We start from the raw sequence: 15,879 nt of genomic DNA on the forward strand, positions 1-15,879 counted from the left end.
GGGCGACTGGCGGCGTCCCGTCCAGCGCCCCTTGGGCCGATGCTAGTTAGGCACCAGTCTTGGTGTTAAACACGAAGGCCTGGTTGCCGCCGCGGCTCACCACACGCTCACGGAAGATGGAGGACACAGTGTCCGCATCACCCGCCAGCAGCGCTTTGGTGGAGCACAGCTCGGCGCACATGGGCAGCTTGCCCTCTGCCAGACGGTTGGCACCGTAGAGCTCGCGCTCCTTGGCACTGCCCGCTTCGGTGTTGGGGCCACCGGCGCAGAAGGTGCACTTGTCCATCTTGCCCTTGGAACCGAAGGTAGACTGCTTCGGGAACTGAGGGGCGCCGAATGGGCAGGCGTACAAGCAGTAGCCACAACCGATGCAGCGCTCCTTGTCGTGCAGCACGATGCCGTCGTCGGTCTTGGAGAACACATTCACAGGGCAAACGGCCATACAGGGCGCATCAGCACAGTGCATGCAGGCTACGGACAGGGACGCCTCCTTGCCAACCTGACCATCGTTGATGGTCACTACGCGGCGGCGGGAGATGCCCCATTCCAGGGCACTGTCGTTCTCGTTCTTACAAGCGGTGACGCAGCCGTTACATTCGATGCAGCGCTTGGTGTCACACATGAATTTCATGGTTGCCATTGAGCTAATCTCCTCTAACGGCCTTAAGCTTTAACGATCTGACACAGGGACACTTTGGTTTCCTGCATCTGAGTCACCGGATCATAACCGTAGGTCATGGCGGTGTTGGCGGACTCACCCACCACATAGGGCTTGGTGCTCACGCCACCGCTCTCCGGATACTGCAGCTCTTCGCCTTCGAAGACACCGGCGAAGTGGTAAGGCATGAAGCACTCACCCTCGATCACTCGCTCGGTAACCATCGCCTGCATGGTCAGTACTGCACCTTCAGGGGACTTGAGCTTGATCTTGTCGCCATCGCGGATACCGCGGTCAGCAGCGTCGGCAGGGTTGATCTCAACGAACATCTCCTGCTGCAGCTCGGCCAGCCATGGGTTGGAACGGGTCTCTTCACCACCACCCTCGTACTCAACCAGACGACCTGTGGTCACCACCAGCGGGAACTTCTTATCCAGGTCCTCTTTGATCACCTTCTGCTGGATGGACTTGTACAGGGTCGGCAGACGGTGAACCTGGCGATCGTCGTACGTGGGGTACTTGGCGATCAGGTCACGACGTGGGGTGTACAGAGGCTCGCGGTGTACCGGAATCTCATCGGGGAAGGTCCACACACGTACACGGGCCTTAGCGTTACCGTAAGGGATACAGCCATGCTTCATGGCAACACGCTGGATACCACCGGAGATGTCGGTCTTCCAGTTCTTGCCTTCGGCGTGCTTCTTCTCCTCGGCGGTCAGCTCATCCCACCAACCCAGCTGCTTGAGCATGTCGGCGGTGAACTCTGGGTGACCGTCACCCAGCTCGTTACCCTTGGAGCCTGGGTCTTCAGCCAGGATGTTGACACCGTTGTGCTCAACACCGAAGCGCGCACGGAAGTTACCGCCACCCTTCATGATGTGCTTGGAGGTGTCATACAGGATGTGGGTACCTGGGTGCTTAACTTCAGCAGTACCCCAGCAAGGCCAAGGCAGACCGTAGGTTTCGCCCTTGGCTGGGCCACCTGGTGCAGCCAGATCTTCCCAAGAGAAGGTGCCCCAGTTTTCCTGGTGGGTCTTCAGACGCTCAGGAGACTGACCGGTCATGCCGATGGTCCACATGCCGCGGTTCCACTCGCGGGTGATGTCTTCCACGTTAGGCTGGTTGTTCTGAACGGAGATGCGCTTGGTGTACTGCTCCGCGAAGCCCAGCTTCTTGGCCAGCAGGTACATGATCTCGTGGTCAGGCTTGGACTCGAACGCAGGCTCAACCACCTGGGTACGCCACTGGATGGAGCGGTTGGACGCAGTTACGGAACCATAGGTCTCGAACTGAGTCGCCGCAGGCAGCAGGTAGACACCGTCTTTACGCTGGTGCATCACACCGGCCATGGTTGGATAGGGATCCACAACCACAACGGCGTCCATCTTGTTAAGGGCTTCACGAACTTCGCGACCACGGGTCTCGGTGTTCACGGACTGACCCCAGAAGAAGGCCATGCGAACGTTGTCTTTCTGACCCAGTTTCTTGGCATCTTCCAGAACGCCGTCATGCCAGCGCGAACATGGGATACCCGGGGTGTTCATGGGCACCTTGCCCAGGTACTCACCCTGGTCGAACTGGCCTTTCACCCAGTCGTAGTCCAGATCCCAAACGTTGGCCCAGTGCTTCCAGGAGCCGGTCTTCAGACCGTAGTAACCAGGCAGGGTGTCGAACAGCAGGCCGATATCGGTGGCGCCCTGTACGTTGTCGTGACCACGGAAGATGTTGGCACCGCCGCCGGAGGTACCCATGTTACCCAGGGCCAGCTGCAGGATGCAGTAAGCACGGGTGTTGGCGTTACCTACGGTGTGCTGGGTACCACCCATACACCATACGATGGTGCCGGGACGGTGCTCAGCCAGAGTCTTGGCTACGCGCTTCATCTGCTCACCGGTTACGCCGGTGATGTTCTCTACTTCGGCGGGGTGGTAGTTCTTCACCTCGTCACGAATCATCTCCATGCCGTATACGCGGCGACGGATGAAATCAGGATCTTCCCAGCCGTTCTCGAAGATGTGCCACAGCAGGCCGTAGATGAAGGGGATGTCGGTACCAGGACGGATGTGCACGTACTCGTCGGCGTGGGCCGCAGTACGGGTGAATCTTGGGTCGACAACGATCATCTTGGCGCCGCGCTCTTTACCGGTCAGGATGTGCTGCATCGCGACAGGGTGCGCTTCGGCAGGGTTGGAACCGATGAAGATCATGCTCTTACAGTTGTGCATATCGTTGTAAGAGTTGGTCATCGCACCGTAACCCCAGGTGTTGGCTACGCCGGCTACCGTGGTGGAGTGACAGATACGGGCAGAGTGGTCGATGTTGTTGGTGCCCCACATGGCCGCAAACTTACGGTACATGTAACATTGTTCGTTGGAGAACTTGGCGGAGCCCATGAAGAACAGGGCGTCTGGGCCAGACTCTTCACGAATCTTCAGCATCAGGTCACCGATCTCGTTGATCGCCTGATCCCAGGACAGTTTCTTCCACTTGCCGCCTTCCAGCTTCATGGGGTACTTAACCCGCTTTTCGCTGTGGCCGTGGTGACGGATGGAGGCACCCTTGGCGCAGTGGCCGCCACGGTTGATGGGGTGGTCGAAGGCAGGCTCCTGACCGGTCCATACACCGTTCTGTACTTCGGCGTAGATACCACAACCCACGGAGCAGTGGGAACAGATGGTACGCTTCACTTCGATCGGCGCGCTGGGATCAACGCTTTGAGACGCTTCAGCCTTACGGATCATGCCGGCACCCAGCATGGATGCTGCGGCAATGCCTCCGGTGGTCACACCGGCATTCTTCAGGAATTGACGACGGTTAAGGCCCAGTCCGACCTTCTTCTCGGCCGCCACAACCTTGGATTGACGTTCCAGTTTCATCGAAAACCTCACTTATTGGCCGCGCAGGCTGGCGTAGTAGCTGCGGACATGGTCGGTTTCACGGTAGCCCTTATCGGACTCCGCACGCTTCTCTTCGGTGGCCGCGACCGCCTGGGTGCTGGTTACCGCTACCGCTGCGCCAGCAGCGACGGTGCCCATTCCCAGGTTCTTCAGAAACGCTCGGCGCGCCTGCTGGGTTTTGTTGGTCATTTGTTACCTCTTTCTAGGTAGACGGGGCTGAATGAGATCAGGCTCCTCGGTCCGTGAGAACCAGTCACTGCGCCATCACGCTCCAACCCATTTTTTGAGTTCGCTCACATTAGCACCGCCGATTATGCCAGCACCCAAGAGGGAAAACGTGATTCAAATCAACTTTGGTTCGCTCTGATTTTCCGAGAAAAATCATAAGCATTGGGACATATTGACCGCGAATGTTATCAATTTGTGATCAATGGGTCAGAGTGGGACAGGTGGGGGATATCCCCGCTATAGGTATGGTTATGCCAACGGGCTTTGAGTCAGACTTTTTCCGCCAACAAGTGAAAAATAATCCCCGAAAAGGGGCAAAAAAAGCGGTCTGGATCGAACTGTTTGCTCATTTTTTGTACAGTTCATCATCCGTCCTTCATAAATGCGCCTAGGCAAATCGTATTGAGCCACTCCTGGAAGGCAAACACCATATTCCGGTTCGAAACCCCTTATCTCAGTTAGCTCACAACCGGGAGCTTCCACCTGTGATTTCATTTGATGAGCGACTCACTCACCTCTAGCATCTTGCAGGAAGATATTGATTAGGAAGTACAATATGGAAATTTCAAAGATTGCACTCTGCACTGCACTGGCCCTGACACTGACTGCCTGCGGGGGAGGCGGAAGCAATGACTCACCAAAGACTGATAACGCTACAGAACCCACTAAGGCCTCCCCTCTTAAAGTTCAGGTATTTAACTCCTGCGGTCAGATTGAAGTTGTACCCACAACCTTTATTTTTCACGATAAAGATGGAGTAGTTCTGGGCACAACGAAGTCCGAAGCGGGCATAGGCCCAGACACCCTTCCCAAGGGAACCCAGCACCTCACATTACTCCAGTTCAGGGACAACTTACCCGGTGTCCCGCCTTTCCTTAAGACTTTCATTGACTGGGATGGGCAAGGCATCGAAACTCTCACCCTGGATCGCTGGGGTCTACAGGAGAAATGTAACTGCCGAACACTCTCTGTGGATGCCAATGCTCTGAATACTCAGTTAGGTGACTACCAGATGAACATTGGAGGTAACGATCTAAGCTGGAAAAATATCACTGATGTCACAACCTGCAAACGCAAGGGCGAGTGGTCCCCTCTAAGCGTTGTTGCACGTCCAAACATTGAAGGAACCGAGACTTACGGCGCATACTTCCCTGTATCTGACAACACTCCAGATAAGATCTCACTGCCGGTTAACCTCATGGAAGCGTCAGAAAACACAGCCGAAGTTTTGGAGGTAAATTGGACAGGGATTGAAGGTGCAGGCCTAAGTTATTTTAAAAGTTACCAAGACCCAACCGGCTATTTAAGTCAGTATCTTCCCATTCGACATGAAGCTGGCAAAACCGCTTACTACCTTCCAAAGATGGGTAGTAACCCTATCTATCGGGCCGAACACACTACACATATAGATAAAGGAGTTATCTATAGTCACCAAATTACAGTCCCCATCGAGGACAGGTCTGTGACAATCAATCTCTCAGACAATGGCGCCTTATACTATGAAGCTATCAAGCCGCTTTTAACGGTGACAAAAGAAACTGGAAAAGAAGCAATCTACGATTTGACCTCTTTCGACAATAACGGCAGCGAATTGTACTTAACGATACTAGCGGAAAACTTCACTCCACTCTGGATCATAAACGCCCCAATTAAAGGCGCTATTCCCGAGTTAAAGCTTCCAGATGAACTCATGGAAAAGGTAGAAACTCATCGCGGAAAGCTAACCGGTATCTCCATTACAGGCACCGATAAGCCAATGGCGTTTCAAGAGTACAGGCGCCTAGTAGAGAACGCTTATACCAAGTCAGTCGAAACGACCAAGCCACTTCTTCCTTACTACCAGACAGAAGCACTATCAATCTGGGCGGACTGATACTGCACTAGCCGGGTGTCGAGGAGAAAATAGCTCCTCGACCCTGTTCCTACTTTCAATCAAACCGTATTCCGCTCAAGCACCGGCCTGAGATTCCAGATTCGAAACCCCTTATCTCAGTTGCCTCACAACCGGGAGCTTCCACCTGTGATTTCATTTGATGAGCGACTCTCTCACCTCTAGCATCTTGCAGGAAGATATTGATTAGGAAGTACAATATGGAAATTTCAAAGATTGCACTCTGCACTGCGCTGGCCCTGACACTGACTGCCTGCGGCGGTGGCGGTGGCGGTGGCACTGCGAAAACAAACAGTGGCACAAGCCACCCGTTGCAGGTGAAGGTAATCAACGAAGCCGGTGAAGTCATGGTCGACCCCACAACCCGCTTCGTTTTCCACAGCCTGGATGGTGCCGTTGTGGGCACCTATGACGCCAAGGACGGAGTTGGGCCCAAAGAACTTCCCGAAAATACGGCTCACCTCAGTATCGTTCAATCTCGTGGGCCCCAAACGGATCCCATCCCGGTGATCCACTCCTTCCTGAACTGGAACAGTCAGGGTATAGATACCCTGACCCTGTCTCGGGAAGATATTGCTGGGGATCGCAATTGCAAGGAGATTAAGGTTGATACCACAGAGTTGAGGGCGCAACTGGGCAACTACAGCCTCACTGTCGACGACTTCGAAGACGTCAATGACACCCTCAGCTTCCAGACCTGTCAGCATCAAGGCAAGTGGCAACCCTTAAGTCTGGTAGCGATGCCAAAGACCAATGGCCCCAAGCCGTACGGCGCACTCTACCCCATCACCGACGCCACTCCTTCAACACTGTCCATTCCGGCAGACCTGATGAGCAGCGAGGAGAATGAAGCGACAGAGCTTGAGGTTTCCTGGTCTTCCGAGGCCTTTGCAGGGGAGAGTTACATTAATGGAGCGGACGGGTTTGATGATTTGACGGTGGCCAACCCAGCAGGTGGCACCAGTTACTATTTCCCCAATCTGGGCAGCAAACCCTACTATCGAGGCTCTCAAGCACAGCGACTAGGCCCTGTTATCTTTTACACCCGCAGCGTTTCCGTGCCCATTAAAGAGCACCGGGCCACCCTAGCCATGGAGGACACTTCGGTCCAATTCAACGAGGTGGCCTTTAAGCTGATTGGCGCCGTGGCCGATGAGCAAGCACTGGCTCACTATGACCTGAGAGAGGCAGGCAGTGCCAGTGTCATGCTTGTTCAAACAAAGGCTAAGGATTATGCCACTCTCTGGTCCATTAGCGGCCCCACAAGCGGGACTCTGCCTCTGCTGAAGCTGCCAGAAGACGTTGAGCGCCAACTGGAAAAGCAGAACAAAGGGCGGATGATCTCCGTAATGACGATGGGAATCGATAAACCTTTGACGCTGCAGGCCTATCGTCAGATGATGTTCGAAGAGCAGGCTAAGGCCCCGGATGAACGCTCCACTGACTATTCGCGCCTGAGCTTTCAGTCCCTCACGATCATGGGAACCTGATTAAGGAAGACAAAGGGCCCAGACGGGCCCTTTGAATTTTAGCTTGCTGAATCAACAGCGGTACTCGATGGAGCCCTCCGCTTTGATTTCGTCGACCGGAACACGTTGCTGGTGCTGCTCAGCACCGCGCTCACAGTCACGTTTTCAAGAGCGATACTCGATAGAGCCCTCCGCCTTGATTTCGTCGACCGGAACACGTTGCTGGTGCTGCTCAGCACCGCGCTCACAGTCACGTTTTCAAGAGCGATACTCGATAGAGCCCTCCGCTTTGATTTCGTCGTACCAGACATTGTGGTGCTGTTTGGCCCAGTTCTCATCGCAGTAACCGGAGACCATACACTCCATGCCCCCTTCCGACATCACCGTAGCCATGAAGATGTGCACTACGGTAAAGCCGGTCAGAACGATGGCACTGAGGCCATGGAGGGTGATCGCCAGCAGGCTGCCATTGCGGGTCGGCTCAACCAGATCCGGGAACAACATCACCACACCCGAGCCGATGATGATCAGCCCGAAGATGGTGAAACACCAGAACCACAACTTCTCACCGGCGTTGGAGAACCCCGCGTCCGGATGGGCGTCCTTGAAGGGCCCGAAGTTGAGGTAGCCGCCCACTGTGGTGAACCACTTGAGGTCATAGCCGGCAGGGATGTTGTGCTTCATCCAGCGCAACATCGCCAGTATGGCCCCAATGGCGAAAGGTATCGCCATGTAGTCGTGGATCGGCTTGGCCATGGCGGCCATGGCGGCCACCGCATCCGGCCCAAGCCAGGCACCGAACACATAGCGGCCCGCCAGCAGCATCAGGCCCGTGATGATCAGCAGCAGGCAGGGGATCGCCATCAGCCAGTGGATGAAAACGTCGGTCTTGGGCCAACGCTTCACCATGACATTGGAGAACCCGGCACTGAGCCGCGAGGGCCCATTCACCAGCACGAACAGGGCAAAGATCACGAACACCCCGAACAGAGCCGCCGCCAGCGCAGGCGCCGTGGTGTCACTGCGGGTGGACACCAGCGCCGGGTCATAGGCGTTGATCAGCTGCCCGGCAAAGGGCCCCTGAGCCGTGGTACGCCCAGACTCACCGGCACGAACCTGGGTCCACAGGGGATCCGGTTCGTTGGCCGCCTGAGCTTCTGCAGCCTGTAACTCCGCCGCCTGAGCCGCCATCAGCGCCCTGCCCGCCTGCTCCTCGGCATCGGGCGAGGACGCGTACGCCCCCGCACTCAACACCAGGGCAAGCAGAGGCCAGCACAACAGGCGCAACAGATTATTGCTTCGCATTGCGACCTCCTTAGCTGTCCCAGCCCGCTTCCGATGCTCCTCGAACCGCTACCCTCTGGCGGAAGATCTCAGAGATGGTCTCGGCATCACCGGCCAGCAGCGACTTGGTGGAGCACACCTCGGCGCAGAAGGGCAGTTTGCCCTCGGCGATGCGGTTGGCACCGTACAACTCCCGCTCCTTCTCGGAACCAGGTTCGGCGTCAGGGCCACCGGCGCAATAGGTGCACTTGTCCATCTTGCCCTTGGATCCGAACACCGACTGTTTCGGGAACTGCGGCGCCCCAAAGGGGCAGGCGTAGAAGCAGTATCCACAACCGATGCACTTATCCTTGGAGTGACGGACGATGCCGTCGGCGGTGCGCTCAAAGCAGTCTGCCGGACACACCGCCATACAGGGCGCGTCTGAGCAGTGCATGCAGGCCACCGAGATGGAGGCCTCCTTACCCACCTGACCGTCGTTGATGGTCACCACCCGACGGCGCTGGATGCCCCACTCCAGGGAGGAGTCGTTTTTACTCTTACAGGCGACCACGCAACCGTTACACTCGATGCAGCGCTTGGTGTCGCAAAGGAATTTCATCGTTGCCATGGAGCCTCCTTATGCCCTGTTGATCTGGCAGATGGACACCTTGGTTTCCTGCATCTGGGTCACCGGGTCATAACCATAGGTCATGGCGGTGTTGGCAGACTCACCCTGGACATAGGGCACCGTGCCCTCAGGGTATCTTGGAACCAGACTTTCGCCTTCGAAGATGCCGGCGAAGTGATAGGGCATGAAGCACTCACCCGGTATCACCCGCTCGGTGATCATGGCGACGATCTCCAGCACCGGCCCTTCCGGACTGTGCAGGGTCACCGCATCCCCCTCCCTGATGCCGCGGTCCGCCGCATCCGCCGGATTCATCTCGACGAACATGGTCTGTTGCAGTTCCGCCAGCCAGGGGTTGGAACGGGTCTCCTCACCACCACCCTCGTACTCAACCAGTCGTCCGGTGGTCACGATCAACGGGAACTTCTTATCCAGATTTTCGCGAATCACCTTCTCCTGAATCGACTTGTACAGGGTCGGCAGACGGTGCACCTGGCGGTCATCCAGGTTAGGGTACTTCAGCGCCAGATCCCGTCTCGGGGTATACAGGGGCTCACGGTGGATGGGCACAGGATCCGGGAAGGTCCACACCTTGCATCGGGCCCGGGCGTTGCCATAGGGGATACAACCATGGGCCATGGCCACCCGCTGAATGCCGCCGGACAGGTCGGTCTTCCAGTTGCGTCCTTCGGCCGCCTGCTGCTCCTCAGTGGTCAACTCGCTCCACCAGCCCAGCTGCTTGAGCATCTGATCGGTGAACTCAGGGTGGCCACCACCCAGCTCATTGCCCTTGGAACCCGGGTCGTTGGCCAGCAGGTTCTGCCCCTCATACTCCACGCCGAAGCGGGCACGGAAGTTACCGCCCCCCTCCATGATGTGCTTGGAGGTGTCATAGAGGATGTGAGAACCCGGATGCCCAAGCTCCGGAGTGCCCCAACAGGGCCAGGGCAGACCATAGGTTTCGCCCTTGGCGGGGCCGCCGCGGGCAGAGAGGTCCTCGAACTCGAAGGTGCCCCAGTTCATCTGGTGCATCTTCAGCCGCTCTGGAGACTGGCCTGTCATGCCGATGGTCCACATGCCGCGGTTCCACTCGCGGGTCACGTCTTCCACCAGGGGTTCGTTGTTGTTGACCTTGATGTTCTTACAGAACTGGTCGCCGAAGCCCAGCTTCTTGGCCAGCAGATACATGATCTCCTGGTCGGGCTTGGACTCGAACACCGGATCGACCACCTTGTCGCGCCACTGAATGGAACGATTGGAGGCGGTCACCGAACCATAGGTCTCGAACTGGGTACAGGCTGGCAACAGGAACACATTGTCCTTACGGGTGTGCATCACCGCCGCCATGGTGGGATAGGGATCCACCACCACCACCGCATCCATCTGGTTGAGGGCTTCCCGGACTTCCCGTCCACGGGTCTCGGTGTTCACCGACTGTCCCCAGTAGAAGGCCATGCGGATGTTGTCTTTCTGACCCAGCTTGGCCGGGTCCTCCATCACGCCGTCGTGCCAGCGGGAACAGGGGATGCCCGGGGTGGTCATCGGTTTCTTGCCCAGGTATTCGCCCTGATCGAAGCGGCTCTTCACCCAGTCATAATCCAGCTCCCACACCCGCGACCAGTGTTTCCAGGCCCCTTCCGAGAGGCCGTAGTAACCGGGGAGGTTGTCAAACAGCAGCCCCAGGTCGGTGGCCCCCTGTACGTTGTCGTGACCGCGGAAGATGTTGGCACCGCCGCCGGAGGTGCCCATGTTGCCCAGGGCCAGCTGCAAGATGCAGTAAGCACGGGTGTTGGCGTTACCTACGGTATGCTGGGTTCCCCCCATGCACCAGACGATGGTGCCGGGGCGGTGCTCGGCCAGGGTCTTGGCCACCCGCTTCATCTGTTCACCGGAGACCCCGGTGATGTCCGCCACCTCGTCCGGCGGATAGTTCTTCACCTCGGCCTTGATCTCGTCCATGGCCCAGACCCGACGGTCGATGAAATCCTGGTCCTCCCAGCCATTTTCGAAGATGTGCCACAGCAGGCCGTAGATGAAGGGGATGTCGGTACCCGGGCGGATGTGCACGTACTCATCGGCGTGGGCCGCGGTACGGGTGAACCTGGGATCGACCACGATCATCTTGGCGCCGCGCTCTTTACCCACCAGCACGTGCTGCAGGGAGACCGGGTGCGCTTCGGCAGGGTTGGAGCCGATAAACAGCATGCTCTTACAGTGGTGCATGTCGTTGTAAGAGTTGGTCATGGCCCCGTAGCCCCAGGTGTTGGCCACACCGGCTACCGTGGTGGAGTGACAGATTCGCGCCGAGTGGTCGATGTTGTTGGTGCCCCACATGGCGGCGAATTTGCGGTAGAGATAACATTGCTCATTGGAGAACTTGGCACTGCCCATAAAGAACAGGGCATCCGGGCCGGACTCCTGGCGGATCTTCAGCATCAGGTCCCCCACCTGGTTGATCGCTTCATCCCAGGTGAGTTTCTTCCATTTTCCCCCCTCCAGCTTCATCGGATATTTCACCCGCTTTTCACTGTGAGTGTGGTGAACCACAGAGGCGCCTTTGGCGCAGTGGGCCCCCCGGTTGAAAGGATGATCAAAGGCGGGTTCATGGCCTGTCCAGACGCCGCTGCTGACCTCGGCATAGATGCCGCAGCCCACTGAGCAGTGGGTGCAGATGGTGCGTTTGGTTTCCACTGGCCCTTTGGCCGTGGTGGCCGCCTGAGCCTTGCGGATCATGCCGGAGCCCAACATGGAGGCCGCGGCGATGCCGCCAGAGGCGATGCCCGCCTGCTTAAGGAACTGACGTCGATTCAGCCCCAGCGAGACCGACTCGCGAGCGGGAGTATCGACGTGAAGTTTGCGCATCAGTTTCATACTCGAGCCTCCCTCAGTCCTTTAGGGTCTTGTAGTAGGTTTGAACATGAGCCGTCACCCTGAACCGGGTGTCGGATTGCGCGTCTTGGGTGGGAGACGACGTCAGTGCCGCCTTGGCGCTGCCGCTGGCCAGTGCCAGGGTGCCCGCTCCCAGGCCGAAGGCCTTGAGCAGGGCGCGCCGCTGTTGCTGGGTTTGCCTGTCTTTCATAACACCTCCAAGGTGTTAATGGATTAAGGTGGGGCGACATCAGGCTGCCCCACCGCCGGGTACTCCGGACTTCAGGGAGTGGCTAGAAGTGTAGGGGGTGTTCACCTTTGGTGCCTGTTTTTACACCAACAAAGGCAAGCCCCCCTATCTGGCCTCTCCCACCGTTTCGGTTAAACGCTGCCCTCCTGAACCGGGGTATCCAGGGTCAGGGCGGCAAACTCATCCGCTTCCTGCGTAAAGAACTGCTCCGCCAGGTGGGCGACCGCCGCGTAGAAGGCCGCCGCCTTGGCGTTGGCCAGATCGCTCCAGAGGCGATCCGCCCAGGGCTTCAGATGCTTGTTCCAGAAGCTCAGTTGCACATGCTGAGGGGTCTCCAGCAGCAGCACCGCCATCACTTCACAGATGGCGGCGATGTGATCCTCCGGCTCCTTCACCTGCTCCTCCCGGGCAAAGCCGAGACGGGCCAGGTCCTGACGCAGCTGCACCAGTTGGGTGTCCATCAGGGTGCCGGTCATATACCAGCTGGCGTAGGGGATCACCTCGCCGTGACCCAGGCCGATAAACAGATCGGTGTACTCCTGGGTGACGCTTTCGACGCTGTAGGTCTGGGCGGCCAGCTTCAGGCCACTCCAGGCACGCACCATCTCACCGTCTTCGTCGCTGCTCACCTCCAGCTGGCTGAGGAAATCCATCAGGTCCTGAGAGGGGGCGCTGCGCAGCAGGGCCGCCAGCAACTGGTAAATGTCGGCGCGGAACTGTTGCAACTCAGGCACCACTCGATTTTGCTGTTGTTCTGTCATGATTACCTCTGTTTAAACGCGCAGTTGCTTCTCAGGATCGTTCAGGATGTCTTCAAACATGTCTTTGACTCTGCAGTCTTCACACATCTGAATACGCTTGATGGCATCACCGGCAAAGGCGGTGTGGTTCTGCATCTGGGCGGTGATCTTGTTGATCACTGCGGCGGTGGCAAAGGCCTTGCCACAGCGGATACATTCAAAAGGTGGCTCCTCATGCAGTACCCGGGGTTGCTGACGCAGCTCCCGGTCCAGGGTCACCTGGCTGACAAGAGTAATGGCCTTTTCAGGACAGGCCTGCTCACACAGACCGCACTGAACGCAGGACTGCTCGGTAAAGTTGAGGGCCGGCATGTCACCGCCGTCGGTCAGGGCGCGGGGCGGACACAGGGCGGAGCAGCTCTGACACAGGGTGCACTTGTCGGTGTCCACCACCACCTTGCCGTAGGGCAGGTGTGGGATGGTCAGGGTGTCCTGATTGTCTGCGGCGCAACCATTGAGGTGATCCAGGCCGTTGTAGAAGGCATCACGCTTTGCCAGGCTGGCCGGGTAAGCGGCGATGGCCAGCTCGGGCCACTGGGCAGACTCGGCCACCTTGGCGGCCAGCTGCGGCAGCTGCTCCACACTCATCAGCTCGATGCGACCCGGCAGGCCGATGGCCTCCAAAAGCTCGGCAGCCAGGGCCTGCTCCCGGGTCATCAGCGCCATCAGGGTGGGCGGAGTCACGTCGGTGGTCAGCACCACCACCTGGCGGGCGCCCCAGGCCAGGGCGGAGAACCAGCTGTCGGTAGCGGCAACGGCGATCTCCTCCAGGGCCACGGGCAGCACTTCACCCGGCAGCGCCTGCATCTGCTTCAGCGCCTCGTCGCCGGCACTGGCGTCATGGAGCAGCACCACGGGGCGGTTGTCCGCCAGTTCGATGTATCGGGTGATCAGTCGCTTCAGGTAATCCTGCAGGGTGGCCGGTGCAGGCTGGTCATAACTGATGGCACCGGTGGGGCAGGCATTGGCACAGCTGCCGGCACCATGACACAGGTTGTGGTCGACCACGATCTGGTTGTCGACACTGGCGATGGCGTCGGCCGGGCAGAAGTTGAGGCAGCGGGTACAGCCATTGATGCCACTGCCATGGTGGGCACAGATGTCCGCATTGATCTTCACATAGCGGGGCTTGGAAAACTCCCCCACCAGTTCAGGCAGTTGGGACAGCGCCGCCGCCAGCTTGTTGGCGTCCTCGCCCACGTGAAAGTAGCCCGGAGGCAGCAGCTCCAGAGTCAGGCTGGGGCTCTGCCCCAGGTCCAGCACCAGGTCATAGTGGGGACGGCGTACCGCAGCGGGCGCCAGTTCCAACTCCTTGTCGCTCTCCTTGATGAAGGCCTGGTACTGACCCAGGAAACCTTTCAGGCGAACCTGCTTGCTGTAGTAGCTGGGCAGGCTTTCGGTGCGCTCCACCGCATCCATTACTCGGGCCAGGTGATCTTCATCCTGGCTGGTGATGGGGTCGGTGGCCACCAGAGTCACGGAGGCCATGCCGTCGAGATCGGCGGCGGCCAGGCGAATGGCGTCCTCCGGCCCGAGAATCAAAAGGTGGCCGGCGGTAGTGTAGGTAACCGTCTGCGGGATCAGGTTCTCCAGCATCTGGACCTGAGCCAGCGCCTGTTCGGCGTATTGGGTATTGCTCACTGTGCGTTCCTGTTTCTTTGTTGCCATCGCCACCCTGTGTCTGTGCCGGATGGTCGTGACTGTGGATTCTTTTTTATACCGTTGATCAGCAAAGGCTGTACCAACAACTCACCTCAGAGGCTGACTTCAAGCCCGGTCAGCTCTGCTGAGTTGGGTCATCCTGTTCGACCTCTGGGTCAAGATGTCCCTGCTCCCCGTCGGCACCGGGTAATTCTGGCTGGTTTTCCTCGCCTTCGCCGGATTCCTGCTCGGCCTTCGCCAGGGCTTCCCGGCGACGCTCCTCCTCCAGCGCCTTATCCAGATGGCGGAACACCTGAGTGGCCACCTCTTTGGCCACCTGAGCACTGAGCTTGGGTTGATCGCTGTAATCCAGGGCGTACTCCGCCATGCCGTCGGTGATGTTGTATTGAGGCTGACTCCACAAGGCTCGCAAGGCATCACGCTTCTTGGTGGGGTCGACCCCCTCCTTCAGAAACGCAGCGAAACTGCCCCCCTCCTCGATGGCGTCCGGGTCCGGCAGCGCTTCGGCCTCCTCTTCGGAGCTGGCTTCCGCCTCCTCAGCCTCCCCGTCGACCGCCTCTTCCGCCTCTTTGGCCAGAGCCTGCTCTTTGGCCGCCAACTCTTCAGCAGCCTGCTCCTCGGCCAGGCGCTCCTCCTCCTGCTCCTCCTTGACCTTGGTCAGCCGCTGTTGCCAGCGGGAAAGCAGGCCAGGCTTAGGGTCGGTCATGGCGTTTCTCCCGGCGCTCTTTCATCTCTCCGCGCACATCGATGTGCTTACGGCGATGGGCGCAGATCTGCTGTTCGCCATGGCGGGTAATAAAGGCCTCAATCCAGCACCCCACCGCCTTGGGCAGCGGATAGGTAAACACCGGCTGATCGCTCTCCAGGCAGCCTGCGGCAATATTCTGGTTGGCGGTCACCAGCATGGGGATCGGCTGGCCAGATTCATCTTCGTCGCACACCACAAACAGCAGAGGGTTATCCAGGTCCAGGTTGAGGCGGTAGTTGGCCCGCTCATCCAGGTGCAGCTCCAGCCCCACCAGGGTGGCACCCTCGACCTGCTCGGCATCGCCGGGAAGCAGCGCATCCACCGACCAGCGGGTCTCGCTCCAGCGGCCCATGGTGACCTGTTCGGATTTCAGCTTGACCTGAAGCGGCCAGATGTTTTCGGTTCGTTGCATCGGTTCCTCGCCCTGTGATGGCTGTTCCGCACTTAAGTGTGCTCCAGAGGCTGCAAAAACCGTTCCAACGCAAAATGGGGGTGAATGCGTGAGAATGATCAC

Annotated in this window: 13 protein-coding genes; 2 read left to right on the forward strand and 11 right to left on the reverse strand. The window is 58.3% G+C overall.

The window, feature by feature from the left end:
- Positions 1 to 46 precede the first annotated feature (46 nt).
- The 3 genes from fdh3B (QUE41_RS20800) to QUE41_RS20810 are packed head-to-tail and all read right to left on the reverse strand — an operon-like array spanning position 47 to position 3,744.
- A complete protein-coding gene (gene fdh3B / locus QUE41_RS20800) occupies positions 47 to 640 on the reverse strand; it encodes a formate dehydrogenase FDH3 subunit beta (protein ID WP_286340862.1) in 594 nt (197 codons plus the stop codon).
- Between the two features lie 23 nt (positions 641 to 663).
- Complete coding sequence (locus QUE41_RS20805) at positions 664 to 3,534, reverse strand: formate dehydrogenase subunit alpha (RefSeq protein WP_286340863.1); 2,871 nt, start codon at positions 3,532 to 3,534, stop codon at positions 664 to 666.
- A gap of 12 nt (positions 3,535 to 3,546) precedes the next feature.
- Positions 3,547 to 3,744 carry a twin-arginine translocation signal domain-containing protein gene (locus QUE41_RS20810; RefSeq protein ID WP_136850158.1) on the reverse strand — a complete coding sequence of 66 codons (198 nt, stop codon included), beginning with the start codon at positions 3,742 to 3,744 and terminating at the stop codon, positions 3,547 to 3,549.
- Positions 3,745 to 4,339: 595 nt separating this feature from the next.
- Here QUE41_RS20810 and QUE41_RS20815 point away from each other — a divergent pair.
- Both QUE41_RS20815 and QUE41_RS20820 read left to right on the forward strand, forming a co-directional pair.
- Positions 4,340 to 5,656, forward strand: a complete 1,317-nt coding sequence (locus tag QUE41_RS20815) for a hypothetical protein (RefSeq protein WP_286340864.1) — start codon at positions 4,340 to 4,342, stop codon at positions 5,654 to 5,656.
- 218 nt (positions 5,657 to 5,874) lie between these two features.
- Positions 5,875 to 7,164: a hypothetical protein gene (locus QUE41_RS20820; RefSeq protein WP_286340865.1), complete on the forward strand. Its 1,290-nt coding sequence runs from the start codon at positions 5,875 to 5,877 to the stop codon at positions 7,162 to 7,164.
- A 237-nt stretch (positions 7,165 to 7,401) separates the two neighbouring features.
- On the opposite strand, the gene QUE41_RS20825 is transcribed toward QUE41_RS20820, so the two are convergent.
- The 8 genes from QUE41_RS20825 to QUE41_RS20860 all read right to left on the reverse strand — a co-directional run bounded on the left by QUE41_RS20825 (position 7,402) and on the right by QUE41_RS20860 (position 15,777).
- Entirely contained in the window at positions 7,402 to 8,334 is a 933-nt protein-coding gene (locus tag QUE41_RS20825) for a formate dehydrogenase subunit gamma (RefSeq protein WP_502876033.1), read from the reverse strand.
- A gap of 124 nt (positions 8,335 to 8,458) precedes the next feature.
- Positions 8,459 to 9,037 carry a formate dehydrogenase FDH3 subunit beta gene (gene fdh3B, locus QUE41_RS20830; RefSeq protein ID WP_286340867.1) on the reverse strand — a complete coding sequence of 193 codons (579 nt, stop codon included), beginning with the start codon at positions 9,035 to 9,037 and terminating at the stop codon, positions 8,459 to 8,461.
- A gap of 9 nt (positions 9,038 to 9,046) precedes the next feature.
- Positions 9,047 to 11,908, reverse strand: a complete 2,862-nt coding sequence (locus QUE41_RS20835) for a formate dehydrogenase subunit alpha (RefSeq protein WP_286340868.1) — start codon at positions 11,906 to 11,908, stop codon at positions 9,047 to 9,049.
- A gap of 13 nt (positions 11,909 to 11,921) precedes the next feature.
- Complete coding sequence (locus tag QUE41_RS20840; RefSeq protein ID WP_286340869.1) at positions 11,922 to 12,116, reverse strand: formate dehydrogenase; 195 nt, start codon at positions 12,114 to 12,116, stop codon at positions 11,922 to 11,924.
- 170 nt (positions 12,117 to 12,286) lie between these two features.
- On the reverse strand, positions 12,287 to 12,916 hold the full coding sequence (locus QUE41_RS20845) for a TorD/DmsD family molecular chaperone (protein ID WP_286340870.1): 630 nt from the start codon (positions 12,914 to 12,916) through the stop codon (positions 12,287 to 12,289).
- A 12-nt stretch (positions 12,917 to 12,928) separates the two neighbouring features.
- On the reverse strand, positions 12,929 to 14,623 hold the full coding sequence (locus QUE41_RS20850) for a 4Fe-4S binding protein (RefSeq protein WP_286340871.1): 1,695 nt from the start codon (positions 14,621 to 14,623) through the stop codon (positions 12,929 to 12,931).
- Between the two features lie 109 nt (positions 14,624 to 14,732).
- Positions 14,733 to 15,323, reverse strand: a complete 591-nt coding sequence (locus tag QUE41_RS20855) for a DUF3306 domain-containing protein (protein ID WP_286340872.1) — start codon at positions 15,321 to 15,323, stop codon at positions 14,733 to 14,735.
- On the reverse strand, positions 15,310 to 15,777 hold the full coding sequence (locus QUE41_RS20860; protein ID WP_286340873.1) for a DUF3305 domain-containing protein: 468 nt from the start codon (positions 15,775 to 15,777) through the stop codon (positions 15,310 to 15,312). The genes QUE41_RS20855 and QUE41_RS20860 overlap by 14 nt, the downstream gene beginning before the upstream one ends.
- Positions 15,778 to 15,879 lie beyond the last annotated feature (102 nt).

The sequence above is a fragment of the Ferrimonas sp. YFM genome, assembly GCF_030296015.1.
GTDB lineage: Bacteria > Pseudomonadota > Gammaproteobacteria > Enterobacterales > Shewanellaceae > Ferrimonas.

Excerpts from the sequence above, each read along its gene's own strand:
- fdh3B (WP_286340862.1), bottom strand. The coding sequence starts at position 640 with ATGGCAACCATGAAATTCATGTGTGACACCAAGCGCTGCATCGAATGT.
- QUE41_RS20805 (WP_286340863.1), bottom strand. The coding sequence starts at position 3,534 with ATGAAACTGGAACGTCAATCCAAGGTTGTGGCGGCCGAGAAGAAGGTC.
- QUE41_RS20810 (WP_136850158.1), bottom strand. The coding sequence starts at position 3,744 with ATGACCAACAAAACCCAGCAGGCGCGCCGAGCGTTTCTGAAGAACCTG.
- QUE41_RS20815 (WP_286340864.1), top strand. The coding sequence starts at position 4,340 with ATGGAAATTTCAAAGATTGCACTCTGCACTGCACTGGCCCTGACACTG.
- QUE41_RS20820 (WP_286340865.1), top strand. The coding sequence starts at position 5,875 with ATGGAAATTTCAAAGATTGCACTCTGCACTGCGCTGGCCCTGACACTG.
- QUE41_RS20825 (WP_502876033.1), bottom strand. The coding sequence starts at position 8,334 with ATGGCGGCTCAGGCGGCGGAGTTACAGGCTGCAGAAGCTCAGGCGGCC.
- fdh3B (WP_286340867.1), bottom strand. The coding sequence starts at position 9,037 with ATGGCAACGATGAAATTCCTTTGCGACACCAAGCGCTGCATCGAGTGT.
- QUE41_RS20835 (WP_286340868.1), bottom strand. The coding sequence starts at position 11,908 with ATGAAACTGATGCGCAAACTTCACGTCGATACTCCCGCTCGCGAGTCG.
- QUE41_RS20840 (WP_286340869.1), bottom strand. The coding sequence starts at position 12,116 with ATGAAAGACAGGCAAACCCAGCAACAGCGGCGCGCCCTGCTCAAGGCC.
- QUE41_RS20845 (WP_286340870.1), bottom strand. The coding sequence starts at position 12,916 with ATGACAGAACAACAGCAAAATCGAGTGGTGCCTGAGTTGCAACAGTTC.
- QUE41_RS20850 (WP_286340871.1), bottom strand. The coding sequence starts at position 14,623 with ATGGCAACAAAGAAACAGGAACGCACAGTGAGCAATACCCAATACGCC.
- QUE41_RS20855 (WP_286340872.1), bottom strand. The coding sequence starts at position 15,323 with ATGACCGACCCTAAGCCTGGCCTGCTTTCCCGCTGGCAACAGCGGCTG.
- QUE41_RS20860 (WP_286340873.1), bottom strand. The coding sequence starts at position 15,777 with ATGCAACGAACCGAAAACATCTGGCCGCTTCAGGTCAAGCTGAAATCC.